Origin of the sequence: Geodermatophilus sp. TF02-6 (genome assembly GCF_003319115.1) — a bacterium.
In the GTDB taxonomy this organism is placed as follows: domain Bacteria; phylum Actinomycetota; class Actinomycetes; order Mycobacteriales; family Geodermatophilaceae; genus Geodermatophilus.
On record NZ_QOHF01000004.1, the window covers coordinates 130,009 to 155,779 of the forward strand.

Consider the following 25,771-nt stretch of genomic DNA (forward strand, 5'->3'; position numbering starts at 1 on the left):
GCAGGGACCGCGATGTCGCTGTCACAGCGGGGAGTCCGACGCCCCGCCGGGCGGGAGGATGCGCAGCACGCGGTCGTCGTCCTCGGCCGGGGTGCCGACGCCGTCCCGGTTGGACGTGGTGATCCACAGCGCGCCGTCGGGGTCGACGACGACGGTGCGCAGCCGGCCGTAGCGGCCGTCGAGGAAGGACGTCGGCTCCACGGCGACCGCGCCGGCGCCGTCGAGCTGCACCACGTGCACCCGCTGCCCGTCGAGGGCGCCGAGGTACACCGTGTGCCCGGAGACGGCGCAGCCGCCCAGGCCGCCCTCGGCCGCCGGGAAGTCGACCACCGGCGCGGCGCTGTCCGGCCCCGGCGCGGGCCAGCCGTGGTCACCGCCCTCGCTGACGGCGTCGAGCTCGTCGGCGCCCGCGGCGGAGTCGTCGGTCGCGAACAGCGACTCGTCGCCGCCGAGACACAGCGCGGTCACGTCGGAGTGGCCGCGGCTGTACACCGGGCCGCCGTCCTCGACCGGCTGGCCGAAGACGTCGACGTGCAACACCTTGCCGGCCAGCGAGGCCGGATCCTGGGCCAGCGCCGGGTCGCCGGTGTCGCCGGTGCCCACGAACAGCGTGCCGTCGAGGTCGAAGGCCAGACCGCCGCCGTTGTGGGTCTGTCCGCGGGGGATGCCGGGGAGCACCGGGTTCGGCGTCCCCCCGAGGGGGAAACGGACCACCCGGTTGTCGGTGGACGTGGAGACGTAGGCGTAGAGCAGCCCGTCCTCGACGAAGGTGGGCGAGAGGGCCAGGCCCAGCAGCCCGCCGTCCCCGGTGCCGTCCACGCCGGGGACGGTCATCAGCTCCCGGACGGGTGAGCGGTCGGGGAAGACCTGCAGCAGCCGCCCGGAGTCGCGTTCCCCGACGACCGCGCTGCCGTCGGGCAGCACCACCAGCCCGGTCGGGACGGTCAGGCCGGACGCGACCACGTTCGGGTCGCCGGCCTGCTCGCCCGCGTTCGGCTGCGCGGGGTCGCCGGGGGAGGGCACCTGCGGGGTCTGCGTGGGCGGGGCGACCTCGGGTGGCGGGCCCTCGGGGACCGGCCGGAACGGGCCGGCGGGCTGGTAGCCGTCGCTGCCGCACCCGGCGAGGACGACGGCCAGCAGGGCGGCGCCGACCAGCCCGCGTCCCTGCACCCCGCGCCGCCGGCTCACCCCTGGAACAGTACGTGCGCCGGACGGCGAGGGGCCTAGGGTCGGGTCCGTGCCCCCCGAGATCCGCGGCTCGCAGGTCGTCGGCCCCGGCGAGACGCTGCACGTCCTCGTCCCCTCCGCCGGCCTGGCCGACGCGGTCGAGGCGGTGGCGCCCCGGGTGCGGGCGCACCGCCTCGCGCCGTCCGACGGCCCGCCGTCCGGCGAGGCGGCCCGGGCCCAGGTGTGGGTGCCCGCCGCGGGCACCGGCGTCCCGGAGTGGCTGCCGGACGCGCTGCCCCGGCTGCGGCTGGTCCAGCTGCAGAGCGCCGGCGCCGAGCGGTTCGCCGGCCGGCTGCCCGCCGGGGTCGTCCTGTGCAACGCCCGGGGAGCGCACACACCGGCGACGGCGGAGTGGGTGGTGACCGCCGTCCTGGCCGCGCAGCGGGGCATCCCCGACCTCGTCCGCGAGCAGGACGCCGGCCGCTGGAGCCCGGGCACGTACCGCTCCGTCGTCGGCGCCCGCGTGCTCGTCGTCGGCGCGGGGGACATCGGACGGGCCGTCGGCCGGGTGCTCGCCGACCTGGGCGCCGAGCCGACCTACGCCGCCCGCACCGCACGCGAGGGCGTGCACGGTACCGACGAGCTGCCGCGGCTGCTGCCCGACGCCGACGTGGTCGTGGTGCTGGTCCCGGTCACCGAGGAGACGACCGGCCTGGTCGACGCGGCGTTCCTCGCGGCGATGGCGGACGGCGCGCTGCTGGTCAACGCCGCCCGGGGCGTGGTGGTGGACACCGACGCGCTGCTGGCCGAGCTCCGGGCCGGACGGCTGCGCGCCGCGCTCGACGTCACCGACCCCGAGCCGCTGCCGGCCGGGCACCCGCTGTGGTCGGCGCCGGGGCTGCTGCTCACGCCGCACATCGCGGGCACCGTGCCGCAGAGCGAGGCGCGGGCGACCGCCGCGGTCACCGACCAACTGGCGCGGGTCCTCGCCGACGAGCCGCTGGCCAACGTCGTCGACGTCTACTGAGCGGTGGGGGCAGGGGTGGCCCCCTGCAGGGTCCCCGGCCCCGTCCCGGGTCCCGCCCCGAGCGTGCGAGGGGTGGGGAGGACGGGGTCCTTCTCCGAGCGGTGGGGAGCAGGGGGTCCTTTCTCAGGTGGGGCCGGGGGAGGGGATCCGGCCGCCGGAGAGCGCGGCCAGGCGGGGCAGGTCGCGGGCGCGCAGCACGGGCAGCCGCACCTCGGTGCCCCGGGTGGTCACCGCCCACAGGTCGCCGCGCTCGCCCACCCGGATGCCGGCCAGCTCGCTCCAGGACACCGTGCGCCGCCCGGCCAGCGAGCGGGCGGTCACGCCCTCGTCGCCGACGTCGACCCCCACGCGCAGCACCCAGGCGGCGACGAGGACGGGGACGAGCAGGAACACCGGGGTCCAGGGCGCGGCGGAGGCCAGCGGGACGACGCAGAGGGCGAACAGGCCGACCGGCAGCAGGGCCGTCCGGTTCATGCGCACGCGGGCAGGGGCAGCCACGTCCGACCATCCTCCCAGATCCCGCCGGCCGGGCCGCCGGGTCAGGCGCTGAGGCGGGCGAGCCGGGCGGCGGTGTCGCTGCCCGCGGCCGCGGTGTAGACGACCAGCTGCAGACCGGGGGTGTCGGCGGGGGTCAGCTGGTGGTGCTCGAGCAGCAGCGTCCCGACCCGCGGGTGCTCGAAGCGCCGCTCGCGGGAGCTGAACCGGTCCACGTCGTGGCTGGCCCAGCCGGCGCGGAAGTGCGGGCTGGCCGCCTCCAGCCGGGCGACGAGGTCGACGACGTCCGGGTCGGCCAGGCGCGGCCCCACCTCGGCGCGGAACTGGGTGAGGAAGCGCCGGCTGTCGGTGACCCAGTCGCCCAGCAGCTCGCGGACGGCGGGGTCGGTGAAGACCAGCCACAACAGGTTGCGGTCCGCGGGCGCGGCGGCGGCCACCCCTGGGTAGAGGCGCTCGTAGGCGCGGTTCCAGCCCACGATCGACCAGCTCGCGGTGATGGCGTAGGCGGGGGAGGAGCCCAGCGCGTCCAGCAGCCGCTGCACGTGGGCGGGCACGCCCCGGCCTTGCTGCAGGGCCCCGCCGCGAGCTTGCGAGTGGTGGGGGGCAGCGAGGTCCTTCAAGTACTCGTGCTCGGCCGGTGACATCCGCAGCGTGCGGGCCAGCGCGTCGACCACCTGCCGGGACGGCCGGATGTCGCGGCCCTGCTCCAACCACGTGTACCAGGTGTGGCTCACGCCGGACAGCAGCGCGACCTCCTCGCGGCGCAGGCCGGGGGTGCGGCGGGCGTCCCCGGCCGGCAGCCCCACCGCGCGGGGGTCGACCTGGCGGCGGCGGGAGCGCAGGAACTCGGCCAGCTCACGGCGTGCGGGGGAGGACACGGACGCTCCAGGGCGTGGTGGTGGTGACACGGTGGTGGTGTCGGTACCAGCATGGCCGCTCTCCTTGTGGCGCCCGGCCACCGGCCTACGATCGCCGGACGTGACGACCGTCGAGGAGCCCCGCAGCGCCACCGCAGACGTCAAGCCCCGCAGCCGCGAGGTGACCGACGGCATCACCCGGGCCCCGGCGCGGGCGATGCTGCGCGCCGTCGGCATGGGCGACGACGACTGGGACAAGCCGCAGATCGGCGTCGCGTCGTCCTGGAACGAGATCACCCCCTGCAACCTCTCCCTCGACCGGCTGGCCAAGCGGGCCAAGGAGGGGGTGTTCGCCGCCGGCGGCTACCCGCTGGAGTTCGGCACCATCTCGGTCTCCGACGGCATCTCCATGGGCCACGAGGGCATGCGCGCCTCGCTGGTCAGCCGCGAGGTCATCGCCGACTCGGTCGAGACGGTGGTGTTCGCCGAGCGGCTCGACGGCACGGTGCTGCTGGCCGGCTGCGACAAGTCCCTGCCCGGCATGCTCATGGCCGCCGCGCGCCTGGACCTGGCCAGCGTCTTCCTCTACTCGGGCTCGACGCTGCCGGGCCGGCTCGGCGACCGCGACGACCTGACGATCATCGACGTCTTCGAGGGCGTCGGCGCCTGCGCCCGGGGGCTGATCAGCCGGGCGGACCTCGACGCGATCGAGAAGGCCGCCTGCCCGGGCATGGGCTCCTGCGGGGGCATGTACACCGCCAACACCATGGCCAGCGTCGCCGAGGCGCTCGGCATGGCCCTGCCCGGAAGCGCCGCCCCGCCCGCGCCCGACAGCCGCCGCGACGCGTTCGCCGTCGCCTCGGGCGAGGCCGTGGTCACCCTGCTGCGCCAGGGCGTCACCGCCCGCCAGATCATGACGAAGCAGGCGTTCGAGAACGCGATCACCGTGGTCATGGCGCTGGGCGGCTCCACCAACGCCGTCCTGCACCTGCTGGCGATCGCGCACGAGGCGCGGGTCGAGCTGACCCTCGACGACTTCAACCGGATCGGCGACCGCACGCCGCACCTGGCCGACGTCAAGCCCTTCGGCCGGTTCGTCATGACCGACATCGACCGCGTCGGCGGCGTCCCGGTCGTGCTGCGCGCGCTGCTCGACGCCGGCCTGCTGCACGGCGACGCGCTCACCGTGACCGGCAAGACGATGGCCGAGAACCTCGCCGAGATCGCCCCGCCGGACCTCGACGGCACGATCGTCCACGCGATGACCGACCCGATCCACAAGACGGGTGGCCTGACGATCCTGCGCGGCTCGCTGGCGCCCGAGGGCGCGGTGGTGAAGTCGGCCGGCTTCGACCGCGACGTCTTCGAGGGCACCGCCCGCGTCTTCGACGGCGAGCAGGGCGCGATGGACGCCGTCACCGACGGCCGGCTCTCGGCCGGCGACGTCGTCGTCATCCGCTACGAGGGGCCCAGGGGCGGACCGGGCATGCGGGAGATGCTCGCCGTCACCGGCGCGATCAAGGGCGCGGGCCTCGGCAAGGACGTCCTGCTGCTCACCGACGGCCGCTTCTCCGGCGGGACGACGGGCCTGTGCATCGGCCACGTCGCGCCCGAGGCCACCGACGGCGGCCCGATCGCGCTGGTCCGGGACGGCGACCGGATTCGGCTGGACCTCACCACCCGCACCCTCGACCTGCTGGTCGACGACACCGAGCTGACCCGCCGCCGGGAGAGCTGGACGCCGCTGCCCCCGCGGTACACCACCGGCGTCCTCGGCAAGTACGCCAAGCTGGTGGGCTCGGCCGCGCAGGGGGCCATCTGCGGCTGAGGAAGGACCCCTTGCCCCCCACCGCTCGGAGAAGGACCCCGTCCTCCCCACCCCTCGCACGCTCGGGGCGGGACCCGGGACGGGGCCGGGGACCCTGCACGGGGCCGAGCCTCGGGACGGGGCCGGCGGCGGGGCCCGGCGAGGGGGCCGGGCGCGGGGCCGGCCCCCCGGACGGGTGAGGGCGGTCGCGCTGCGCTGTGGCCCCGAGCGGGCCCTGCCGATCCAGCGGGTGTGGACAGGGTCAGGTGGTGGCTCCTCGGGAGCGCCGTGCCGGCGGGAACCGCCTGCGCGGTGTCCGCCGGCACGTCCGGTCAGGGGTTCGTCGGCGACGTCGCGGTCGCCGCCCTCGGCGTGGCCGCGGCCGCGGTGCTCTGGTGCGCCGGACGGGGCGGGCAGGCCGGCTGGCGGGGGTGGCGGCTGCTCGCCGTCGCCCCGCTCCTGCCGGTCGTCGGGTTCGTCGCGGCCGCCGTCGTCGGCCCGACCGACCCGATGGAGCTGGTGGTGCTCCGCTGGCTGCCCACCGTCCCCGGCTACGGGATCGCCGTCGTGGGCATCCTGACCCTCGTCGACCGCGCGCGGCTGCGCGGCGGCGCCCGCGCGGGCGTGGAGCTGGCCCTGTTCGGCGGCGCCTGCCTGCTCGTGGTCCAGCTGCTCGTGCTCGGCCCCGACCGCAGCTGGGCCGACCTGCGCCCCGCCGAGGGCGCTCTCCTCGCCGCCGCGGTGCTCGTCACCTCGGCCACGATGGCCGCCGCGCTCCTCCTGCTGGGGGCCGTCGAGTGCCGCCGGCAGCCCACGGCGCTGGTGCTGCTCGCCGGCACGGTCCTGCTCACCGCCGGCCGCGCGCTGGGCACCTCCGCGCTGCTCGCCGGCAGCTCCGGCGCCGTCGACGCGAGCCGCTTCCTCGTCGTGGGCGGGCTGGCCCTGCTCGGCGCGGCCGTGCTGGTCGACCCCGGCCCCTGCCCGGAGGAGGCCGCCCGCCCCGGTCCGCGCACCGGCCGCTCCACCCGGCTGGGCCAGCTGCTGCCGCACCTGGCGATGGTCGTCGTCCTCGCCGGTCTCGCCCTCACCACGCTCCTGGGACAGCGCACCGGCCCGGTGCTCGTCCCCGGCGTGCTGCTGTGCGCCGTCCTGGCCGCGGTGCACCGGTGGCTGACCGCGCGCGAGGAGCAGCGGCTCGGCGCCCGGCTGCGCCGCAGCGAGGCCTGCTTCCGGTCCCTGGTCGCCGCCAGCAGCGACGCCGTGCTCGTCCTGGACGGCGACCTGCGGGTCACCTGGGCCTCGCCGACCCTCGGGACGACGCTCGGCGACCCCGCTCCCGCGGTGACCGGCCGCGACCTGCTCGAGCTGGTGCACCCCGAGGACGCGCTGCCGGTGGCCCGGGCCCTGCGCCCGGCCGTCACGGCCCCCCTCCCCGCCGCGTCCGCCGGCCTGCTGCGGCTGCGGCTGCCGCACGCCGACGGCACCTGGCGGCACCTGGAGGCCAGCGTCTCTGACCTGCGCGGCGATGCCGCGGTCGGCGCCGTCGTCCTGCACTGCCGGGACACCACCGAGCGCGTCGAGCGGGAGCGGGCGCTCGAGCAGGTCGCGTTCACCGACCCGCTCACCGGGCTGCCCAACCGGGCCGGCTGCGAACGGGTGCTCGAGCAGGCCCTGGCCGCCGGGGCCGCCCCGGCGGCCAGCCTGCTGCTCGTCGAGCTCGACGGCCTCGCCGAGGTGCGGGAGGACGCCGGCCGGGAGGTCGTCAGCACCGTGCTGGTCGAGGTGGGCCGGCGGCTGCGGGCGACCGTCCGCAGCGCGGAGCTGGTCGCCCGGGTCGGCGGCGGCGCGTTCGCCGTCCTGGCCGAGGGCGGGGCGCACGCCGTCGACCTGCTCGCCGACCGCTGCCTGTCGGTGCTCGAGCAGCCGCTGGACACCCGGGCCGGGGTCTTCGACCTCGCCGCCAACGTGGGCGTCGTCGCGCTGGAGGCCGGGCTGGGCGTCGGGGAGCTGCTGACCCGCGCCGAGCTGGCCGTCCGCGCGGCGGCGGCCTCGGGCACCGGCACGGCGCTGCGGTATCGGCCGGCGCTCGGCAGCGCGGCCGCCCGGCGGGCCCGGCTGCGCGACGACCTGCCCGGCGCCTGGCACCGCGGCGAGCTGTCGGTGCTCTTCCAGCCCGTGGTCTCGCTGGAGGAGCAGCGGGTCACCGGCGTCGAGGCGCTGCTGCGCTGGCGGCACCCCGAGCTCGGAGAGGTGCCGCCGGCGGAGTTCGTGCCGATCGCCGAGCGCGCCGGGGTGGTCGGCGAGCTGCAGCGGTGGGCCCTCGAGCGGGCCGCCGCCGTCGCGCTGACCCTGCCCTGCACCGGGGCGCCGCTGCAGCTGGGGGTGAACATCTCGGCCTCGCACGTCGCCGCCCGGACCCTGGTGGGGGACGTCGTCTCGGCGCTGCGGACCAGCGGGCTGCCCCCCGAGCGGCTGATCCTGGAGATCACCGAGGCGACGGTGCTGGCCGAGGGCGACCACGTGGCCGCCGACGTCGAGGCGCTGCGGCTCATGGGCGTGCACGTCGCGCTCGACGACTTCGGCACCGGGCACTCCTCGCTGGCGCACCTGACCCGGCTGCCGATCGACGTCCTCAAGCTCGACCGCTCCTTCGTGGCCCGCGTCGACCGGGACCCGAAGAGCCGCGCGCTGTGCGAGTCGGTCGTCACGATCGGGCGGGCGCTGGGCCTGGACGTGGTGGCCGAGGGGGTGGAGACCCCGGGCCAGCTCGGCGTCCTCCGGGGCGCCGGCTGCGGTTTCGCCCAGGGCTTCCTGCTGGCCCGACCGATGCCGGCGGGCGAGCTGACCGACCTGCTCTGCGACGGCGCCGGCCTGCTCTGGCCGGGGCTGGTCGGGAGCCACTGATGCCCGCCGGTCCGTCGCGGGGGCGGGCTCACGGCCCGGCAGCGGTACTGGTGCTGCTGGCGGCGCTGGCGGTCGCCGCCGCCGTCCTGGAGCTGACCGCGCACCCGCAGGTCCACCGCCTGGTGCCCGCCTGCCTGGCCCTCGGCTCCGGCGCCGCGGCGCTCGTCGTCGAGCGGTGCGCGGCCCGGCTGCCCGGTCGCTCCGGGCGGCCGTGGCGGGCGCTCGCCCTCGCCGCGGCGCTGCTGGCCGGAGGCCAGGTGCTGGCCACGCTGCGCGCCGCCGGCGCCGACCTCGCCGAGGGCGGCCTGGAGGACGTGCCGATGCTGCTGGCCGTGCCGATCGCGATCTCGGCCGCGGTCGCGCTGCCGCCTCCGCGCAGCACCCGGCGGCTGGGCTCGCGCGTCCTGCTGGACGCCGTCGTCGTCACCGGAGCCGTCGGCGTGCTGGGCCACCTGCTGCTGGCCGACCTGCTCGCCGGCGTCGACGGCGCGGCCGACGGGCTGATCTCCGCCGGCTACCCGGCCGTGGGCGCGGTGCTCTGCGGCGTCGGCCTGGTCACCGTGACCGCGGTGCGCAGCGTGCGCCGCCGGGCGGCCGGGTGGCTGCTGGCCGCCTTCGTGCTGATGGCCGTGGTCGCCGTGGGCGGCGCCCTCGGCCGCACCCTCGGCGGCACCACCCCGACCGTGGTCACCGAGCTGGCCTGGCTGGGGATGCTGGCCGCCGGGGTGCTCGGGGTGGGCGCCGACCCGGGAGAGCCGGCCGCGTCCGCCTCCGACCGCCCCACCCTGCCGCAGCGCGGCATCGTGCTGGCCTCCGGTGCCGCCTCCGGCGTCCTGCTGGTGCTCTTCGCCGTCGCGTCCTCCGGGCGGCCGCTGCCACCGGTGGAGGCGGGCGGAGGAGCGGCGCTGGTCGTCCTCACCTGCGCCCGCTCGGTGCTGTGGGCCGTCGACGGCTCCCGGCTCACCCGGCGCCTGCGGCGCGCCGAGGGCTACTTCCGCGCGCTGGTGGACAGCGGCGACGCCGTGACCGTCGTCCTGGACGGCGCCGGGCGGGTCGGCTGGGCCTCCGGACCGGTGGCGGCGCAGCTCGGGTGGAGCGAGGGCGAGCTGGCCGGGCGGCTGCTGCCCACCCTCCTGCACGACGGCGACCGCGACCTGGTCGTCCGGGTCTCGGCCGCGGTGCGCGCCGGCACCCCCCTCGCCGCGCTGCCGGCCACCGTGCGGCTGCGGACCCGCGACGGCGCCTGGCGGGACGTCGAGGTCTCCGGCGCCGCCCGGGCCGCAGCGAAGGGCACCGGCGGCGACGACGGGCTGGTCCTGCACCTGCGCGACGTCACCGACCGCAGCTGCACCCAGCGCGAGCTCGAACGGATGGCCTACACCGACTCCCTCACCGGGCTGGCCAACCGGGCGCGGTTCGCGGCCGCCCTCGCCGAGGTCTGCGCCGGGACGGAGCCGGGGTGCCTGCTGCTGGTCGACCTCGACGGCTTCAAGGCGGTCAACGACGTGGGCGGGCACGACGTCGGCGACCGGCTGCTGCGCGAGGTCGCCGGGCAGCTGCGCGCGGCTGCCCGGGACGACGACGTCGTCGCCCGCCTCGGCGGGGACGAGTTCGCCGTCCTCGTCCGCACGGGCCGGGCCGAGGCCACCGCGCTGGCCGAGCGGCTCGTGGCGCTGCTCGACCGCGACCACCGGCCGGCCGCGCCCGACGGGAGCACCCGCGGCAGCCTGGTCTTCCCCGTCTCCGGCAGCGTCGGGCTGGCCGAACTGGCGCCGGGCGGCGACCCGGCCGAGGTCCTGCGCCGGGCCGACCTGGCGCTGCGGACGGCCAAGGCCGCCGGCAAGAACTGCGTCCGCGCCACCGGCGAGGGGCTGGAGCAGGTGATCGACCGGCGGGCCGGGCTGGCCCGCGACCTGCCCGCCGCGATCGCCGGGGGCGGGCTGTCATTGGTGTTCCAGCCGGTCGTCGGCGTGGTGGAGCGCCGCGTCCTCGGCGTGGAGGCGCTGGTGCGCTGGCAGCACCCGGTGCTCGGCGCCGTCCCGCCGGAGGAGCTCATCGGCCTGGCCGAGGACGACGGCCTCGTCGTACCGCTGCAGCGCTGGGTGCTGGGCGCCGCGACCGCCGCCGTCGCCCCGCTGCTCGCCGAGGGGCACGACCTCAAGCTCGGCGTGAACGTCTCGGTCCGGCACCTGCAGGCCGGCTGCCTGGCCGCCGACGTCGCCCGCGCGCTGGCCGACTCCGGCGTGCCGGCGCACCGGCTGGTGCTGGAGATCGCCGAGTCGGTGCTCATGGGCGCCGAGGACCGGGCAGAGGGCGACCTCGCCGCCCTGCGCGCGGCCGGCTGCGTGCTGTCGCTGGACGACTTCGGCAAGGGCCCCTCCGTGCTGGCCCGGCTGGCCCGGCTACCGGTCGACGTGCTGAAGATGGACCGCGGGTTCGTCGCGCACGTCGAGGACGACCCGCGCGCCGCCGCCCTGGTCGCCAGCGTCGTCGACCTCGGCCGCACGCTGGGCCTGGACGTCGTGGCCGAGGGGGTGGAGACCCCGGGCCAGCTGGCCGTGCTGCGCCGGCTCGGCTGCCGCTTCCTGCAGGGCCACCTCCTCGGCCGCCCGGTGCCCGCCGGACAGCTGCGTGCCCTGCTGGCCGCCCCCGCGGCGCCGGTGCCCGCCGGCACCGGACTGCCGTCCCACGCCTGAACCGCCGGCTGTCCACCCAGTGGGACGTGGTGGTTGACGGCGGGGCCGGTCGAGGCGCACAGTGGCCCCGTGCGGTCGGCCTGCCTGCTCCTCGTAGTCGCCTAGCGCGTCGGTCCTCCCGATCGACGCGCTGACCCCTCTGTGCCCGCAGGCACGAGGGGTCTTTTCATGGGTGGGCCCGCTCCGGCAGCCGTCCCGCGCCGCACACCGCAGGGCCCCGACCGACGGCCCCGTCCAGGGCCACCAGCAGCAGGCAACCGCACAGAGAACAGGGCCAGGAGACGCCATGAACAGCACCACCCCGGGCGATTCCGCCACCCGCGAGGCGGCCACGTCGCTCGCCGGTGTCGAGACCACCGCGCGCTCGCTCGCGGAGGCCGCCGCCGAGCCGGTCACCGGCATCACCGGGGCGCAGAGCCTCGTCCGCTCGCTCGAGGCGGTCGGCGTCGAGGCGGTCTTCGGCATCCCCGGCGGGGCGATCCTGCCCGCCTACGACCCGCTGTTCGACTCGCGGGTGCGGCACGTGCTGGTCCGCCACGAGCAGGGCGCCGGCCACGCGGCCACCGGCTACGCCCAGGCCACCGGCCGGGTCGGCGTCTGCATGGCCACCTCCGGGCCGGGCGCGACCAACCTGGTGACCCCGCTGGCCGACGCGTACATGGACTCGGTCCCCGTCGTGGCGATCACCGGGCAGGTGCCCAGCGGCTCGATCGGCACCGACGCCTTCCAGGAGGCCGACATCCGCGGCATCACCATGCCGATCACCAAGCACAACTTCCTGGTCACCGACGCCGACGAGATCCCGCAGCGGATCGCCGAGGCCTTCCACCTGGCCGCCACCGGCCGCCCCGGCCCGGTCCTGGTCGACATCCCCAAGGACGTCCTCCAGGCCACCACCGACTTCTCCTGGCCGCCGCGGCTGGACCTGCCCGGCTACAAGCCCACCACCCGCCCGCACGGCAAGCAGGTCCGCGAGGCCGCCGCGTTGGTCGCCGCCGCCCGCCGGCCGGTGCTCTACGTCGGCGGCGGCGTGCTCAAGGCCCAGGCCACCGCGGAGCTGGCCGAGCTGGCCGAGCTCACCGGCGCCCCGGTGGTCACCACGCTGATGGCCCGCGGCGCGTTCCCCGACAGCAGCCCGCAGCACCTAGGCATGCCCGGCATGCACGGCACGGTCGCCGCGGTCACCGCCCTGCAGAAGTCCGACCTCATCGTCGCGCTCGGCGCCCGCTTCGACGACCGGGTCACCGGCCGGCTCTCCTCGTTCGCGCCCGAGGCGCGCGTGGTGCACGCCGACATCGACCCGGCCGAGATCGGCAAGAACCGCAAGGCCGACGTGCCGATCGTCGGCGACGCGCGCGAGACGATCGCCGAGCTGGTCGTCGCGCTGCGCGCCGAGCACGAGGCCGGCCGCACGCCCGACCTCACCGCCTGGTGGGCACAGCTGGACCGGTGGCGGGAGACCTACCCGCTCGGCTACGACTGGCCGGAGGACGGCGCACTGTCCCCGCAGTACGTCATCGAGCGGTTGGGCGCGATCGCCGGGCCGGACGCGGTCTACGCCGCCGGCGTCGGCCAGCACCAGATGTGGGCCGCGCAGTTCATCCGGTACGAGAAGCCGGGTACCTGGCTCAACAGCGGCGGGCTGGGCACCATGGGCTACGCCGTCCCCGCGGCCATGGGCGCCAAGTACGGCTGCCCCGACACCACCGTCTGGGCGATCGACGGCGACGGCTGCTTCCAGATGACCAACCAGGAGCTGGCCACCTGCGCCATCGAGGGCATCCCGGTCAAGGTCGCCGTCATCAACAACGGCAACCTCGGCATGGTCCGCCAGTGGCAGACCCTGTTCTACGAGGGCCGCTACTCCAACACCAAGCTGCACCCGGTGGGTGAGGACGGCCGGCCCAAGCCGGTGCGCATCCCCGACTTCGTGGCACTGGCCGAGGCGCTCGGCTGCGTGGGCCTGCGCTGCGAGAGCAGGGACGACGTCGACGCGGTGATCGAGAAGGCCATGGCGATCGACGACGCCCCGGTGGTCATCGACTTCGTGGTCGGCCACGACGCCCAGGTCTGGCCGATGGTCGCCGCGGGCGCCAGCAACGACGACATCATGGCCGCGCGCGACGTCCGCCCGGTCTTCGGCGAGGGGCAGGTGTGAGTCGAAGGACCCCCCTTCCTCCATCGCTCGCAAGCTCGCGACGGGCCCCTGAAGGAGGGCCGCCGCTGGTGACCATCCGTGGTGAAAGGAACCTTGGGTATGACCCGCCACACGCTCTCCGTCCTCGTCGAGAACAAGTCCGGCGTGCTCGCCCGGGTCTCGGCGCTGTTCAGCCGGCGCGGCTTCAACATCGAGTCGCTCGCCGTCGGCCCCACGGAGAACGCCGAGCTGTCGCGGATGACGATCGTCGTCGACGCCGACACCCAGCCGCTCGAGCAGATCACCAAGCAGCTGAACAAGCTGGTCGAGGTCATCAAGATCGTCGAGTTGGAGGCCGTCGCGGCGGTGCAGCGGGAGCTGCTCCTGGTGAAGGTCCGCGCCCCGATGGCCGACCGCACCCAGGTGCTGCAGACCGCCGACCTGTTCCGCGCCCGCGTCGTGGACGTCAACAACGACACCGTGACCCTGGAGGCCACGGGCACGCCGGACAAGCTCCAGGCGCTGCTCGCCGTCCTCGCCCCGCTCGGCATCAAGGAGATGGCCCAGTCGGGCACCGTCGCCCTGGGGCGGGGTCCGCGCGCCATGTCCGGCGCCGGTACCTTGCGCCCGGTCGAGCACACTGCCTGAACCCGAGACCCCCTCCGGGCCAAAGTGGCCACTTTGGCCCTCACCGCTACCGAAGGAGTGCACCACCGCATGGCCGCCGAGATCTTCTACGACGACGACGCCGACCTGTCCATCATCCAGGGGCGCGTCGTCGCCGTCATCGGCTACGGCAGCCAGGGCCACGCGCACGCCCTGTCGCTGCGCGACTCGGGGGTCGACGTCCGGGTCGGCCTGCCCGAGGGCTCGAAGAGCCGGGCCAAGGCCGAGGCCGAGGGCCTGCGGGTCGTGACCCCGGCCGAGGCGGCCGCCGAAGCCGACCTGGTCATGGTCCTGGCGCCAGACCACGTGCAGCGCAAGCTGTACGCCGAGTCGATCGAGCCCAACCTGCAGGACGGCGACGCGCTGTTCTTCGGCCACGGCTTCAACATCCGGTTCGGCTACGTCAAGCCCCCGGCCGGGGTGGACGTCGCCATGGTCGCCCCCAAGGGCCCCGGCCACCTGGTGCGCCGCGAGTTTGAGAACGGCAAGGGCGTGCCGTGCCTGGTCGCCGTCGAGCAGGACGCCAGCGGGCAGGCGCTGGCGCTCGCGCTGTCCTACGCCAAGGCCATCGGCGGCACCCGCGCCGGCGTCATCCGGACGACGTTCGCCGAGGAGACCGAGACCGACCTCTTCGGCGAGCAGGCGGTGCTCTGCGGCGGCGCCAGCGCGCTGATCACCGCGGGCTTCGAGACCCTCGTCGACGCCGGGTACCAGCCCGAGGTCGCCTACTTCGAGTGCCTGCACGAGCTCAAGCTGATCGTCGACCTGATGTACGAGGGTGGCATCGCCAAGCAGCGCTGGTCGGTGTCGGACACCGCCGAGTACGGCGACTACACCTCCGGGCCGAAGATCATCGACGAGCACGTCCGGCAGACGATGAAGGACGTGCTCGCCCGGATCAAGGACGGCTCCTGGGCGGCGGGGTTCATCGCCGACCAGGACGCCGGCGCGCCGGACTTCCAGCGCCGCCGGGCCGAGGCCGAGGCGCACCCGATCGAGGAGACCGGCCGCAGGCTGCGCGGCCTGATGAGCTGGGTGTCGGCGTCCGACGACTACGCCGGGACCGCCGCTCGCACCTGAGGAGTGACCGCTCCCTCGGCCCCGTCCCGAGGCTCCGGCCCCGTGAGGCGGCCGTCCGGCGACGGAGGCTCCCGTCGCCGTCCCGGCGGCGGGAGCGGGTGCGGCTGGGGACTACCGGGCGCCGAACCACCGCTTGGCGGCCGGCTGTACCAGCAGCACGACGATGCCGACCCCGACGGCGACGGAGAAGAGCGCCGAGAGGTCGAAGCGGCCCTGCGCCAGGGCGGCGACGAGCGAGAGCACCCCCAGGAGCACGGTGACCGTGCCGGCGGTCTTGAGCAGGACGCTGCTCCTGCCCTGGACCGCCTGGACCGCGCCCACGACGTTCAGCGCGGTGAGGCCCAGGTAGACCACGCCGATGACGGCGGCCAGGGGACCGAGCGCCCGCGTCACCGCGAAGGCCACGACCGCGTTGAGCAGGAGGAAGAAGGCGACGACGAAGCCGAGGACCGCCGCGGACAGCACCTGGGGCGGACGTCGTCCGGCCGGGCCGTGCTGCGGGTCGGACCCCTCCGGCGCCAGGGCGTCGGGTGCCCGGGCGGGCTCGGCGGGGAGCTCCCCGCCGGGCCGGTCCTGCCCGGCCGCGCCTGGGTCCGGTCCCGGACCGCTGGAGGTGGACATGGGCGGTTCCCTCCCGGGTGCGGGTCAGCGCCCGCGGCGGGCGCGGTGCGCGGCGAAGAAGGCGGCAGCCGGCTGCAGGGACAGCAGGACGACGATCGCCACCGCCGCCAGGAAGAACAGCAGGAAGAACACCACCTCGCCGCCGGCGGCCCCACCCGCCGAGGCGCCCGCGAGGACCGCGACGACGAAGAACCCGGTCACCGCGACGGCGATCGATCCGCCGACCAGCAGCAGCACCCGGCTGCGCCCGGTCAGCGCCCACACCGAGCCCCACACCGTGAGCACGGTCCAGACCAGGGCCAGCACCGCCAGGAAGACCAGGGCGCCCGTGACGGCCCCGGTGTCGACGTCGGCCACCGAGGGGTCGGACGCGGCCAGGTCGTCGAGGAGGGTCCCGACCACCGCACCGCCGGCGAGGAGGCTGACGGTCACCAGGACGCCGATCGCGCTGAAGACGAAGCCGAGCACCGCGGCCACGACGACCGGTGCGGGCCTGGCCGGCGCGGCGGCCGGCCCGTACTGGCCGTAGGGCCCGTACTGGCCGTAGCCGCCGTACTGGCCGTAGCCGGGCTGTGCGGCGTACTGCGGCGGCGGGTAGCCGGTCTGCTCTCCGGACGGCTGGCCCTGGGGCGCGGGCTGGTACTGCTGGCCACCCCCGTACGGCTGGCCGTACTGCGGAGGCTGGCCGTACTGCGGGGGCTGGCCGTACGGCTGCTCGGGCCGGCCGTACTGCTGACCGTGGCCCGAGCTCGCGCTGGCCCCGTGCTCGTCGTCGTGCGTGCTCATGGTCTCCTCCGTCGGCGCCGGCTCGCGCCGACTGTGCGGCCAGGATCTCGACCGGGGAGCGCCCGGGCAAGGGCACCCACCCCTCCGGTGGGGTGTCCCGGCGCCGCTGGGCAGCGGGGCGACGGGGGCTGGCCGGCTGCCGCCGCGGGTCCGTCCCTAGGCTGTGGTCCCGTGACCGTCCAGATGTCAGGGACCGTGCCCGTCGTCCTGATCGCCGAGGAACTCGCGCCGAGCGTGCTGGAGGTGCTCGGGCGCGACGTCGAGATCCGGCACGTGGACGGCGCCGACCGGGCCGCTCTGCTGCCTGCGCTGGCCGACGCCTCCGCCGTGCTGATCCGCAGCGCCACCCGGATCGACGCCGAGGCGCTGGCCGCCGCGCCCAGCCTCAAGGTGGTCGCCCGGGCCGGCATCGGGCTGGACAACGTCGACGTGGCCGCGGCGACCGAGCGCGGCGTCATGGTGGTCAACGCCCCGACGTCGAACATCGTCAGCGCGGCCGAGCACGCCGTGGCGCTGCTGCTGGCCGCCGCCCGGCACATCCCCGCCGCCGACGCGTCGCTGCGCGACGGGGCCTGGAAGCGCTCGACGTTCACCGGCGTCGAGGTCAGCGACAAGGTCGTCGGCGTCGTCGGGCTCGGCCGCATCGGGCAGCTGGTCGCCCAGCGGCTGGCCGCGTTCGGCGTCACCCTGCTCGCCTACGACCCCTACATCCAGCCGGGCCGGGCCGCGCAGCTCGGCGTCCGCACCGTGTCGCTGGAGGAGCTGCTCCGCGAGTCGGACTTCATCACCATCCACCTGCCCAAGACGCCGGAGACCGTCGGCCTCATCGGGGCCGCGGAGCTGGCCACCACCAAGCGCGGCGTGATCGTCGTCAACGCCGCCCGCGGCGGCCTGGTCGACGAGGAGGCGCTGGCCGAGGCGCTGCAGTCGGGCCAGGTGGGCGCGGCGGGCGTCGACGTCTACGCCTCCGAGCCGTGCACCGACAGCCCGCTGTTCAAGCTGCCCAACACCGTGGTCACCCCGCACCTGGGAGCCTCCACCACCGAGGCGCAGGACAAGGCCGGCAAGGCCGTGGCCCACTCGGTGCGCCTGGCCCTGCAGGGCGAGTTCGTGCCGGACGCGGTGAACGTCCAGGCCGGTGGCGTGGTCGCCGAGGACGTGCGGCCCGGCCTGCCGCTGGCCGAGAAGCTCGGCCGGGTGTTCACCGCCGTCGCCGGTGGGCTGGCGCAGTCGGTCACCGTCGACGTGCGCGGCAAGATCGCCGAGTTCGACGACTCGGTGCTCCAGCTCGCCGTCCTCAAGGGCGTCTTCTCCGACGTCGTCGAGGAGCAGGTCACCTACGTCAACGCCCCCCTGTTCGCCGAGCAGCGCGGGCTGGAGGTGGCGCTGACCGGCGACGTGGAGAGCCCCGACTACCGCAACCTCATCGCCGTGCGCGGCGTCATGGCCGACGGCACCGAGGTGACCGTCTCGGGCACCCTGTTCGGCAAGAACCAGGTGCCCAAGCTGGTCGAGGTCAACGGCTTCGACATGGACCTCGATGCCTCGGGCTACCTGCTGTTCTTCGTCTACACCGACCGGCCCGGCGTCGTCGGCACCGTGGGGGCCGCGCTGGGGGAGGCGGGCATCAACATCGCCGGCGCCCAGGTCAGCCGCACCACCCGCGGCGGTGAGGCGCTCATGGCGGTGACCGTCGACAGCCCGGTGCCGGCCGAGCTGCTCGGCGACATCGCCGGCCGGATCGGTGCCGGTGAGGCCCGCTCCGCGGACCTCACCGAGGGGTGACGTCGAGCGCAGCAGAGCCTGGCGCCGGAGCGCGCTGCGAGCCGGTTCCGCCGCCGCGGCGCCGGGCGTGTCCGCCGCGGATGCCACGGGAGGACGTCGCAGGGCCCGTGGAGGACCGTGTTCCGCGGATGGGCTGCTGCGGTGGTCCCGCCGCGCCACCGGGTCGTGCGGGGTGAGCACGACCTCGACGGCCGCGACGTCGAACAAGTGGCTGGTCCTGGTCGCGATGACCGGGTCCCTGTCGATGGTCGTGTTGGACCAGACGGTGGTCACGGTGGCGCTGCCGTCGATGAGCAGGGAGCTGCCCCTCAGTGCCACCGGCGAGCAGTGGGTGGTGAACGCCTACGTGTTGGCGCTCGCGACGTTGGTGGCGTTCGGCGGCAGGCTGGGGGACCTGTTCGGCGGGGTGCGCATCTTCCAGCTGGGGGTGCTGCTGTTCTTCCTCGCCTCGGCGGGATGCGGCCTCGCGCCCCGCGGCGACCTCGGCGAGCCCTGGCTGATCGCCTGCCGCGCCCTGCAGGGTGCCGGCGCCGCGTTGATGACACCGGTCTCGGCGGTCATCGTGATCGCCGCGTTCGGGGTGGCCGAGCGCGGTCGGGCCATGGCGGTGTACGCCGGCATCGGCCAGGTCTTCCTCGCCGTCGGACCGCTGGTCGGAGGGATCCTCACGCAGACCGTGTCGTGGCGAGCGGTGTTCTGGCTCAACGTGCCGGTCGGCCTGGCCGCGCTGGTCGTGGTCCACGTCGCCCGCCCCGAGAACGTGCGGCGCTCCGGCTCGATCGCCCCGGGGTCGGTGCTGCTGCTGATCGGCGGTCTCGGTGCGACCGTGCTGGCCGTGCAGCAGGCCAGCCGGTGGTCGTGGACCTCGCCGATCACCCTCGCCGTCCTGGCCGCCGGGCTGGTGCTGACCGCCGTCTTCGTCCGGACCCAGGCTGTCGTCCCGGACCCGCTGGTCGACGTCCGCCTGTTGCGCCGCAGGCCCTTCCTCGGCGATGTCGCCGTCAGCGGGCTCGTGCAGTTCGGGCTGCTCGCCGTCGTGCTCTACGGCTCGCTCTACCTGCAGGACCTGCTCCGGTTCCGTCCGGTGCGCACCGGGCTGGCCGTGCTCGCCCTGATCCTGCCGATCACCGTCGCTGCGCAGATCGGCGGCAGCTGGTACGACCGCTCCGGAGTGCGTCCACCGGTGCTCACCGGCCTGGTGTTCTCCGTCGTCGGCCTGCTGGCCTGGACCGCGGCGCTGCCACGGTTGACGTACTGGCTGCAGGTGCCCGGCATGGTCCTGACCGGCCTCGGGCTCGGGCTGACGATCTCGCCCACCACCACCGACTCCCTCGGCCGCGTGGCACCGGTCGAGCGCGCCCAGGCCTCCGGGCTGCTCCAGACGGTCCGCCAGCTCGGCGGGACGCTCGGCGTGGCCGTGATCGGCGCGGTCGTCCTGGGGCTCGAGCGGGCCGGTACCCGCTCACCGTCACCCCACCGGGCCGCGGACGCCATCGCCGTCGGCTTCGCGGCCAGCGCGGTCGCCTTCGCCGTCGCCGTGCTCGTCGGGTACGGGCTGCTGTCCCGCGAGCGCGTCACCCAGACCGGCGGCGGCGCGGACGACCACCGGAACCTCGGCCCACCCCAGCCGTCGACCGGCTCAGCAGCAGACCGGCCTCCACCCGGCCCAGCGGTGGGCTGACCGGGGCGAGCTCCGGCCTCCGTCAGGGCCGTCCCGCCTGTCCCCGCACCTCCACTCCGGGATGTCGTGCCGTGGGGACGGTCCTCGGTGGGCACTACTGTCTGCCGTCATGCGCCTGGCAGTGATCCCTGGAGACGGCATCGGCCCGGAGGTGGTCGCCGAGGGCCTCAAGGTCCTCCGGGAGGTGGCCCCCGACCTCGAGACCACCGCCTACGACCTGGGCGCCGCGCGGTGGCAGCGCACCGGTGAGCTGCTGCCGGACACGGTGCTCGGCGAACTGCGCCAGCACGACGCGATCCTGCTCGGCGCGGTCGGCGACCCGAGCGTCCCGCCGGGCATCCTCGAGCGCGGCCTGCTGCTGCGGCTGCGCTTCGAGCTCGACCACCACGTCAACCTGCGCCCGGCGCGGCTCTTCGACGGCGTGCCCAGCCCGCTGGCCGACCCGGGGTCGATCGACATGCTCTGCGTGCGCGAGGGCACCGAGGGGCCCTACGTCGGCAACGGCGGCGTCCTGCGCAGGGACACCCCGCACGAGGTGGCCACCGAGGTCAGCCTGAACACCGCGTTCGGCGTGGAGCGGGTCGTCCGCTACGCGTTCGAGCGCGCCGTGGCCCGGCCGCGCCGGCACCTCACGCTGATCCACAAGACCAACGTGCTCACCCACGCCGGGTCGCTGTGGTCGCGCACGGTCGAGGAGGTCGCCGCCGAGTTCCCCGAGGTCACCGTCGCCTACCAGCACGTCGACGCCGCGACGATGTTCTTCATCACCGACCCGGGCCGCTACGACGTCATCGTCACCGACAACCTCTTCGGCGACATCGTCACCGACGTCGCCGCGGCGGTCACCGGCGGCATCGGGCTGGCCGCCAGCGGCAACCTGGACGCCTCCGGCACCAACCCCAGCATGTTCGAGCCGGTGCACGGCTCGGCGCCGGACATCGCCGGCCGGGGCACGGCCGACCCGACCGCCACGGTGCTGTCGGTGGCCCTGCTGCTCGAGCACCTCGGCCGCGCCGACCAGGCGAAGAAGGTCGACGCGGCGGTCGCCTTCGACCTGTCCACCCGCGACCCGCAGGCGCCGGTCCGCACCCAGGAGGTCGGCGACCGCCTCGCTGCCCTCGCCGGCGGCTGAGGAGGACCCCGGCCCCTTGTAGGGTCCCGCCGCGAGCTTGCGAGTGGTGGGGAGCAAAGGGTCCTTGCTCCACCCTTCGCGAGCTCAGGGCGGGCCCCTGGACGGGGGCCGTTCCAGTACCTCACCAGGCTCGCGGCGAGCCTCCGGACGGGGCCGCCTCCGGGATGATCAGCTGAGGTGATCGTCGGGCGTCCTGGCTCAGCGTCGACCGTGAGCCAGGACGCGCCACGGTGAGCCAGGACGCGTTCCGGTGATCCCAGCTGATCGTGCGGCAGCGCCGGCGCGCTGAGGACCGTGGCGCGGGGTGCCGGGGACGGCGGTGCGCGTGCTTTACTCGACGGCGATGTACCGCACCGGCTCGATCACCATCGCCTAGCGCGCAGTCGCCTCCCCGACTGCGCGCAGACCTCCCGTACCCGGGGGGTCTTCTTCGTGTTCGGGGCGGTTCTCGCCTCCCGGGAGTTCCAGTGGACACCGACTTCCACGTCTTCGACACCACCCTGCGCGACGGCGCCCAGCGCGAGGGCGTCAGCTACTCCGTCGCCGACAAGCTGGCCGTCGCCCGGCTGCTCGACGAGATCGGGGTCGGGTTCATCGAAGGTGGGTGGCCCGGCGCGCTGCCCAAGGACACCGAGTTCTTCGCCCGCGCCCGCACCGAGCTCAAGCTCCGTCACGCCCAGCTCGTCGCGTTCGGCGCCACCCGCAAGGCCGGCGTCCGCGTCGAGGACGACCCCCAGGTGCGCGCCCTGCTCGACGCCGAGACGCCGGTGGTCTGCCTGGTGGCCAAGTCCGACGTCCGGCACGTGCGCGAGGCGCTGCGGACCACCCTCGAGGAGAACCTGGCGATGGTGGCCGACACGGTCGCGTTCTTCGTGGCGCACGGCCGCCGGGTGTTCCTCGACTGCGAGCACTTCTTCGACGGTCGCCGGGCCGACCCCGACTACGGCGTGCGGGTGCTCGATACCGCCTTCGCCGCCGGTGCGGAGGTGGGGGTCATGTGCGACACCAACGGCGGCATGCTGCCGATGGGCGTGGGCCGGGTCGTCGCCGACGTCCGCTCCCGGGTGGGCGGGAAGCTCGGCATCCACTGCCAGGACGACACCGGCTGCGCGGTCGCCAACTCGCTGGCCGCCGTCGAGGCAGGCGTCACCCATGTGCAGGGGACGGCGAACGGCTACGGCGAGCGCGCCGGCAACGCCGACACCTTCGCGCTGATCGGCAACCTGGTGACCAAGATGGGGCTGCCGGTCGTGCCGGGGGAGTGCCTGCCGGAGCTGCAGCGGGTCAGCCACGCGATCGCCGAGCTGGCCAACATCGCCCCCGACGAGCACCAGCCCTTCGTCGGCGCCTCGGCGTTCGCCCACAAGGCCGGCCTGCACGCCAGCGCGATCAAGGTGTGCCCGGAGCTCTACAACCACCTCGACCCGGCGGTCGTCGGCAACGACATGCGCATCCTGGTCACCGAGATGGCCGGCCGGGCCTCGGTCGAGCTCAAGGGCCGCGAGCTCGGCGTCGACCTCGACGGGCACGCCGACGTCATCGGCCGGGTGGTCGACCAGGTCAAGGTGCTCGAGGCCGGCGGCTGGTCGTTCGAGGCCGCCGACGCCTCCTTCGAGCTGCTGCTGCGCGCCCAGCTGCCCGACGCCCCGCCGCCGCTGTTCGAGCTGGAGAGCTACCGGACCTCGGTCGAGCACTCCCGCACCGGCGGAGTCGTCAGCGAGGCCACCGTCAAGGTGCACGTGGACGGTGAGCGCATCATCAGCACCGCCGAGGGCAACGGCCCGGTCAACGCGCTGGACAACGCGCTGCGGCAGGCGCTGGTCGGCCGCCACCCGCAGCTGGCCGACGTCGCGCTGGCCGACTACAAGGTGCGCATCCTCGGCTGGAAGGGCGGCACCAGCGCGACCACCCGGGTGCTCGTTGACACCACCGACGGGGTGGGGGAGTGGACCACGGTCGGTGTGCACGACAACATCGTCGAGGCCTCCTGGCACGCGCTGGTCGACGCGCTGACCTACGCCGTCCGCCATCGGTGAGCCGCGTTCCGGTCGCGGGGGCCCGGCCCCCTCCAGGGCCTCCCCGAGGGGAGCGAGGGGAGCCAGGAGGGGGTCCTTCCACCGACCGGGACGCGGGATGGAGCTCGGCGCAGGCCGGGGACGGTACCTGGCCGCGGTGTCGGCGGGTGGGCCGACCGTGTCAGCAGGAGTACTCGTCGAGGCGCCAGAGCATCGCCAGCGCCATGGCGGGCAGCATCAGCACGTGGCCGGCGGTGAACAGGAACGATCCGGAGACCGCCCCGGCCCAGTAGGGCGCCAGCAGGACGGCGAACGGCACGTACATCGCGGCCGACATCTCGGCGATCGCGACCCACGAGTGGCCGCGGAACCGCATCCACGCCCCCATCCCGAGGGCCATGTTGGTCGCCATGACGAACACGTGGACGTCGACGCGGTCGCCCAGCTCGGGCCAGAGGAGGTCCTCCAGCGGGCCGGGCACCACCATCCCGACGACCATCGCGACGACCATCTCGAGGTAGTGGCGGACGAGGTGCCAGGTGCGCCGCGCGCGGGGAGTGTGCCGGTGGGTGGGGGGCTGCGTGGTGGTCATGCGAGCAGCCTCGGCGCCGGCGGCGGCCCGGTCAGGTGCCGGAGGTCACGACCGGGGGTCACGGCCTGGGCACGACCTGCTCAGAGCAGGTCGAGGGCACGGGCCCGCAGCGCGGCCTGGGTCCGGTCCCGGGCGCCGAGCTTGCCGAGCACGTTCGTCACGTGGTTCTTGACCGTGCCCTCCGCGAGGAACAGGGCCGCGGCGATCTCGCGGTTGCTGTGCCCGTCGGCCAGCAGCTGCAGGACGTCGAGCTCGCGGTCGGACAGCGGCACCACCAGCGGCTGCGGGCGGGGCCGCGGGGCGTCGTCCAGCTGGGCGAAGCGGGCCACCACCTTGGCCGCGACCGAGGGCTGCAGCACCGACTCGCCGCGTGCGGCCGACAGCACCGCCTCGACCAGCCGGTCGGCGGAGACGTCCTTGAGCAGGTAGCCGAGCGCGCCGGCGCGCAGCGCGGCGAAGACGTCCTCGTCGTCGTCGAAGGTGGTCAGCGCCAGCACCCGCACCCCGGGCTGCTCCACCCGCAGCCGCCGGGTCGCGGCGATCCCGTCGAGCACCGGCATGTGCAGGTCCATGAGGACGACGTCCGGACGCAGCGCGGCTGCCCGCTCCAGTGCCTGCTGCCCGTCGCCGGCCTCCCCGGCCACCGCCACCTCGGGCCGCGCGTCCAGCAGCGTGACCAGCGCCTCGCGGAACAGCGCCTGGTCGTCGACGACGAGCACCCGGACGGCGCTCATCCGGGCACCTCGACCAGCAGCTCCGTGCCCGAGCCCGGGGCGGACGCCACGCTGACGCGCCCACCCACCCGGGCGGCGCGCTCGCGCAGCCCCAGCAGCCCGAAGGTCCGCCGGTCCCCGCCGTCCCCCGGTGCGGGCAGGCCGCGGCCGTCGTCCCGGACCGCCAGCCGCACCGTGCCGTCGGCGCCGTAGGTCAGCGTCACCCGGGCCCAGGACGCCCCGGCGTGCTTGCGGACGTTGGTCAGCCCCTCCTGGGCCGACCGGAACAGCGACTCCTCGGTCTCGGCGGGCAGCCGGCGCTGCGGCCCGAGCACCTCGAGCGTGGCGGGCACCCCCGTGGCCGACACCTCCGCGGTCAGCGCCTCCAGCGCGACCCGCAACGGCGGGGCGGACGCCGGCTCGCGCAGCGCCGCGACGGAGCGGCGCACCTCGGCCAGCGCCTCGCTCGCCTGCCGTTGCGCCTTGGCGAGGACCTCGTCGGCCCTCCCCGGGTCGGTCGGCAGGACGGCGCGGGCGGCCTGGACCTGCATCTGGACGACGGTGAGGTGGTGGCCGAGCCCGTCGTGGATGTCGCGGGCCAGCCGGTTGCGCTCCCGCGTGGTCGCCAGCTCCACGGCCTGGGCGGCGTGGTCGCGCAGCAGCTCGTTGGCCTCGGCCAGCTCGGCCCGTGCCCGCTGGGCCCGCTGCAGGAGCGCGGTGACGACGGCGGTGAACACGGCCGCGCCGAGCAGGCCCAGGGCGTTGCGGGCGAAGTCCGCCCACCCCATGCCGAGGTGCACCAGCGGGACGACGGCGGTGACTCCTGCGGCGGCTGGCAGCGGCATCAGCAGCACGCACTGGGCGACCAGCACCAGCAGCAGCAGGGTCGCCCCGACACCGGCTCCCGCGGCCCCGAAGAGCAGGACGCCGAGCGGCAGCTGCAAGCACACGTGGCCGGCCGTCAGCCAGTAACGGCGCGGCGCGGGCTGGCGGGCCAGCCACGGCTGCGCGGCGAGCGCGTGCGCGGCATAGGTCACCCCGAGGGCGACGGCGAGCAACGGGTGTGGGTCGTCGGTCGCCTCGGCCACGACGGTGAGCAGCGCGAGGCACGTCAGCACCGCGAGGGCGCGGTTCACGGGGCCACTGTGCGCTGGCGGTCGGGCACGGTCAACGAGGCCCGCACCAGAAGGCCGCACGGATCACAGGACCCCGAGTCTGCGGCGCAGCAGGCAGAACGGGTTGCCCTCGGGGTCGGCGAGCACGTGCCAGCTCTCCTCGCCGGTCTGCCCGACGTCGGCGCGGGTGGCCCCCAGGGCGAGCAGGCGCTCGAGCTCGGCGTCCTGGTCGCGGTCGGTGGCGTTGAGGTCGAGGTGCAACCGCGGCTTGCCCGGGGACGGGTCGGCCACGAGGTCGAACACCAGGGTCGGTGCGGGACCGCCGAAGCCGGCCTCGGGGCCGATCTCCACCGCGTCCTCCTCCCGCGACAGCACGCGGTAGCCCAGGACCTCGGCCCACCAGGCGGCCAGCGCCTCGGGGTCGCGGCTGTCGACGACGATCTCGCTCAGGCGGCAGGCCATGGCGAGCACCGTACGGGCGAACCGGTCTCCCCG

At 75.5% G+C, this 25,771-nt stretch carries 20 protein-coding genes; 11 read left to right on the forward strand and 9 right to left on the reverse strand.

What is annotated here, in order from left to right:
• Positions 1-21: 21 nt before the first annotated feature.
• Positions 22-1,188 carry a sorbosone dehydrogenase family protein gene (locus tag DQ238_RS05325; RefSeq protein ID WP_113780255.1) on the reverse strand — a complete coding sequence of 389 codons (1,167 nt, stop codon included), beginning with the start codon at positions 1,186-1,188 and terminating at the stop codon, positions 22-24.
• 49 nt (positions 1,189-1,237) lie between these two features.
• Between DQ238_RS05325 and DQ238_RS05330 the strand changes: the two genes are divergently transcribed.
• Positions 1,238-2,194: a 2-hydroxyacid dehydrogenase gene (locus DQ238_RS05330; RefSeq protein WP_113780256.1), complete on the forward strand. Its 957-nt coding sequence runs from the start codon at positions 1,238-1,240 to the stop codon at positions 2,192-2,194.
• A gap of 123 nt (positions 2,195-2,317) precedes the next feature.
• Here DQ238_RS05330 and DQ238_RS05335 read toward each other — a convergent pair whose 3' ends face one another.
• Together DQ238_RS05335 and DQ238_RS05340 are read right to left on the reverse strand one after the other, a co-directional pair.
• The gene (locus DQ238_RS05335) at positions 2,318-2,692 is read right to left on the reverse strand and encodes a PH domain-containing protein (RefSeq protein WP_233495726.1); all 375 of its coding nucleotides are present in this window, start codon (positions 2,690-2,692) and stop codon (positions 2,318-2,320) included.
• A gap of 41 nt (positions 2,693-2,733) precedes the next feature.
• Positions 2,734-3,567 carry a helix-turn-helix transcriptional regulator gene (locus DQ238_RS05340; RefSeq protein ID WP_233495727.1) on the reverse strand — a complete coding sequence of 278 codons (834 nt, stop codon included), beginning with the start codon at positions 3,565-3,567 and terminating at the stop codon, positions 2,734-2,736.
• A gap of 100 nt (positions 3,568-3,667) precedes the next feature.
• On the opposite strand from DQ238_RS05340, the gene ilvD reads away from it, so the two are divergent.
• The 6 genes from ilvD (at position 3,668) to ilvC (ending at position 14,836) form a co-directional block, all read left to right on the forward strand.
• Positions 3,668-5,374, forward strand: coding sequence for a dihydroxy-acid dehydratase (ilvD, locus tag DQ238_RS05345; protein WP_113780259.1), 1,707 nt, complete (start codon positions 3,668-3,670; stop codon positions 5,372-5,374).
• A 267-nt stretch (positions 5,375-5,641) separates the two neighbouring features.
• A complete protein-coding gene (locus DQ238_RS05350) occupies positions 5,642-8,257 on the forward strand; it encodes a bifunctional diguanylate cyclase/phosphodiesterase (RefSeq protein WP_113780260.1) in 2,616 nt (871 codons plus the stop codon).
• Positions 8,257-10,953, forward strand: a complete 2,697-nt coding sequence (locus DQ238_RS05355) for a bifunctional diguanylate cyclase/phosphodiesterase (RefSeq protein WP_147263008.1) — start codon at positions 8,257-8,259, stop codon at positions 10,951-10,953. The genes DQ238_RS05350 and DQ238_RS05355 overlap by 1 nt, the downstream gene beginning before the upstream one ends.
• Before the next feature lie 286 nt (positions 10,954-11,239).
• Positions 11,240-13,111, forward strand: a complete 1,872-nt coding sequence (locus DQ238_RS05360) for an acetolactate synthase large subunit (protein ID WP_113780262.1) — start codon at positions 11,240-11,242, stop codon at positions 13,109-13,111.
• A 99-nt stretch (positions 13,112-13,210) separates the two neighbouring features.
• The gene (gene ilvN, locus DQ238_RS05365) at positions 13,211-13,738 is read left to right on the forward strand and encodes an acetolactate synthase small subunit (protein WP_113780263.1); all 528 of its coding nucleotides are present in this window, start codon (positions 13,211-13,213) and stop codon (positions 13,736-13,738) included.
• A 69-nt stretch (positions 13,739-13,807) separates the two neighbouring features.
• Positions 13,808-14,836: a ketol-acid reductoisomerase gene (ilvC, locus tag DQ238_RS05370; RefSeq protein ID WP_113780264.1), complete on the forward strand. Its 1,029-nt coding sequence runs from the start codon at positions 13,808-13,810 to the stop codon at positions 14,834-14,836.
• 111 nt (positions 14,837-14,947) lie between these two features.
• Here the strand turns inward: ilvC and DQ238_RS05375 are convergent, their stop codons facing one another.
• Both DQ238_RS05375 and DQ238_RS05380 read right to left on the reverse strand, forming a co-directional pair.
• The gene (locus tag DQ238_RS05375) at positions 14,948-15,457 is read right to left on the reverse strand and encodes a hypothetical protein (RefSeq protein WP_113780265.1); all 510 of its coding nucleotides are present in this window, start codon (positions 15,455-15,457) and stop codon (positions 14,948-14,950) included.
• A gap of 24 nt (positions 15,458-15,481) precedes the next feature.
• Positions 15,482-16,243: a hypothetical protein gene (locus tag DQ238_RS05380; protein WP_113780266.1), complete on the reverse strand. Its 762-nt coding sequence runs from the start codon at positions 16,241-16,243 to the stop codon at positions 15,482-15,484.
• 171 nt (positions 16,244-16,414) lie between these two features.
• On the opposite strand from DQ238_RS05380, the gene serA reads away from it, so the two are divergent.
• The 4 genes from serA to cimA all read left to right on the forward strand — a co-directional run bounded on the left by serA (position 16,415) and on the right by cimA (position 22,877).
• Complete coding sequence (serA, locus tag DQ238_RS05385) at positions 16,415-18,028, forward strand: phosphoglycerate dehydrogenase (RefSeq protein ID WP_233495728.1); 1,614 nt, start codon at positions 16,415-16,417, stop codon at positions 18,026-18,028.
• Positions 18,029-18,200: 172 nt separating this feature from the next.
• Positions 18,201-19,709 carry an MFS transporter gene (locus DQ238_RS05390; RefSeq protein ID WP_113780267.1) on the forward strand — a complete coding sequence of 503 codons (1,509 nt, stop codon included), beginning with the start codon at positions 18,201-18,203 and terminating at the stop codon, positions 19,707-19,709.
• A 109-nt stretch (positions 19,710-19,818) separates the two neighbouring features.
• Positions 19,819-20,841 carry a 3-isopropylmalate dehydrogenase gene (locus DQ238_RS05395; protein ID WP_113780268.1) on the forward strand — a complete coding sequence of 341 codons (1,023 nt, stop codon included), beginning with the start codon at positions 19,819-19,821 and terminating at the stop codon, positions 20,839-20,841.
• Positions 20,842-21,308: 467 nt separating this feature from the next.
• Positions 21,309-22,877, forward strand: coding sequence for a citramalate synthase (cimA, locus tag DQ238_RS05400; protein WP_113780269.1), 1,569 nt, complete (start codon positions 21,309-21,311; stop codon positions 22,875-22,877).
• Between the two features lie 160 nt (positions 22,878-23,037).
• Here the strand turns inward: cimA and DQ238_RS05405 are convergent, their stop codons facing one another.
• The 4 genes from DQ238_RS05405 to DQ238_RS05420 form a co-directional block, all read right to left on the reverse strand.
• Positions 23,038-23,448, reverse strand: coding sequence for a hypothetical protein (locus DQ238_RS05405; protein ID WP_113780270.1), 411 nt, complete (start codon positions 23,446-23,448; stop codon positions 23,038-23,040).
• Positions 23,449-23,528: 80 nt separating this feature from the next.
• Positions 23,529-24,182 (reverse strand): response regulator transcription factor, encoded by a 654-nt coding sequence (locus tag DQ238_RS05410; RefSeq protein ID WP_113780271.1) that lies wholly within the window; start codon positions 24,180-24,182, stop codon positions 23,529-23,531.
• A complete protein-coding gene (locus DQ238_RS05415) occupies positions 24,179-25,297 on the reverse strand; it encodes a sensor histidine kinase (RefSeq protein WP_113780272.1) in 1,119 nt (372 codons plus the stop codon). Before DQ238_RS05415 ends, DQ238_RS05410 begins: the two co-directional genes overlap by 4 nt.
• Positions 25,298-25,360: 63 nt before the next feature.
• Entirely contained in the window at positions 25,361-25,738 is a 378-nt protein-coding gene (locus DQ238_RS05420) for a VOC family protein (RefSeq protein ID WP_113780389.1), read from the reverse strand.
• Positions 25,739-25,771: the final 33 nt, after the last annotated feature.

Bases quoted from the DNA above. Each gene is read 5' to 3' on its own strand.
- DQ238_RS05355 (WP_147263008.1), top strand. From the start codon at position 8,257: ATGCCCGCCGGTCCGTCGCGGGGGCGGGCTCACGGCCCGGCAGCGGTA.
- DQ238_RS05360 (WP_113780262.1), top strand. From the start codon at position 11,240: ATGAACAGCACCACCCCGGGCGATTCCGCCACCCGCGAGGCGGCCACG.
- ilvN (WP_113780263.1), top strand. From the start codon at position 13,211: ATGACCCGCCACACGCTCTCCGTCCTCGTCGAGAACAAGTCCGGCGTG.
- ilvC (WP_113780264.1), top strand. From the start codon at position 13,808: ATGGCCGCCGAGATCTTCTACGACGACGACGCCGACCTGTCCATCATC.
- DQ238_RS05375 (WP_113780265.1), bottom strand. From the start codon at position 15,457: ATGTCCACCTCCAGCGGTCCGGGACCGGACCCAGGCGCGGCCGGGCAG.
- DQ238_RS05380 (WP_113780266.1), bottom strand. From the start codon at position 16,243: ATGAGCACGCACGACGACGAGCACGGGGCCAGCGCGAGCTCGGGCCAC.
- DQ238_RS05395 (WP_113780268.1), top strand. From the start codon at position 19,819: ATGCGCCTGGCAGTGATCCCTGGAGACGGCATCGGCCCGGAGGTGGTC.
- DQ238_RS05405 (WP_113780270.1), bottom strand. From the start codon at position 23,448: ATGACCACCACGCAGCCCCCCACCCACCGGCACACTCCCCGCGCGCGG.
- DQ238_RS05410 (WP_113780271.1), bottom strand. From the start codon at position 24,182: ATGAGCGCCGTCCGGGTGCTCGTCGTCGACGACCAGGCGCTGTTCCGC.
- DQ238_RS05420 (WP_113780389.1), bottom strand. From the start codon at position 25,738: ATGGCCTGCCGCCTGAGCGAGATCGTCGTCGACAGCCGCGACCCCGAG.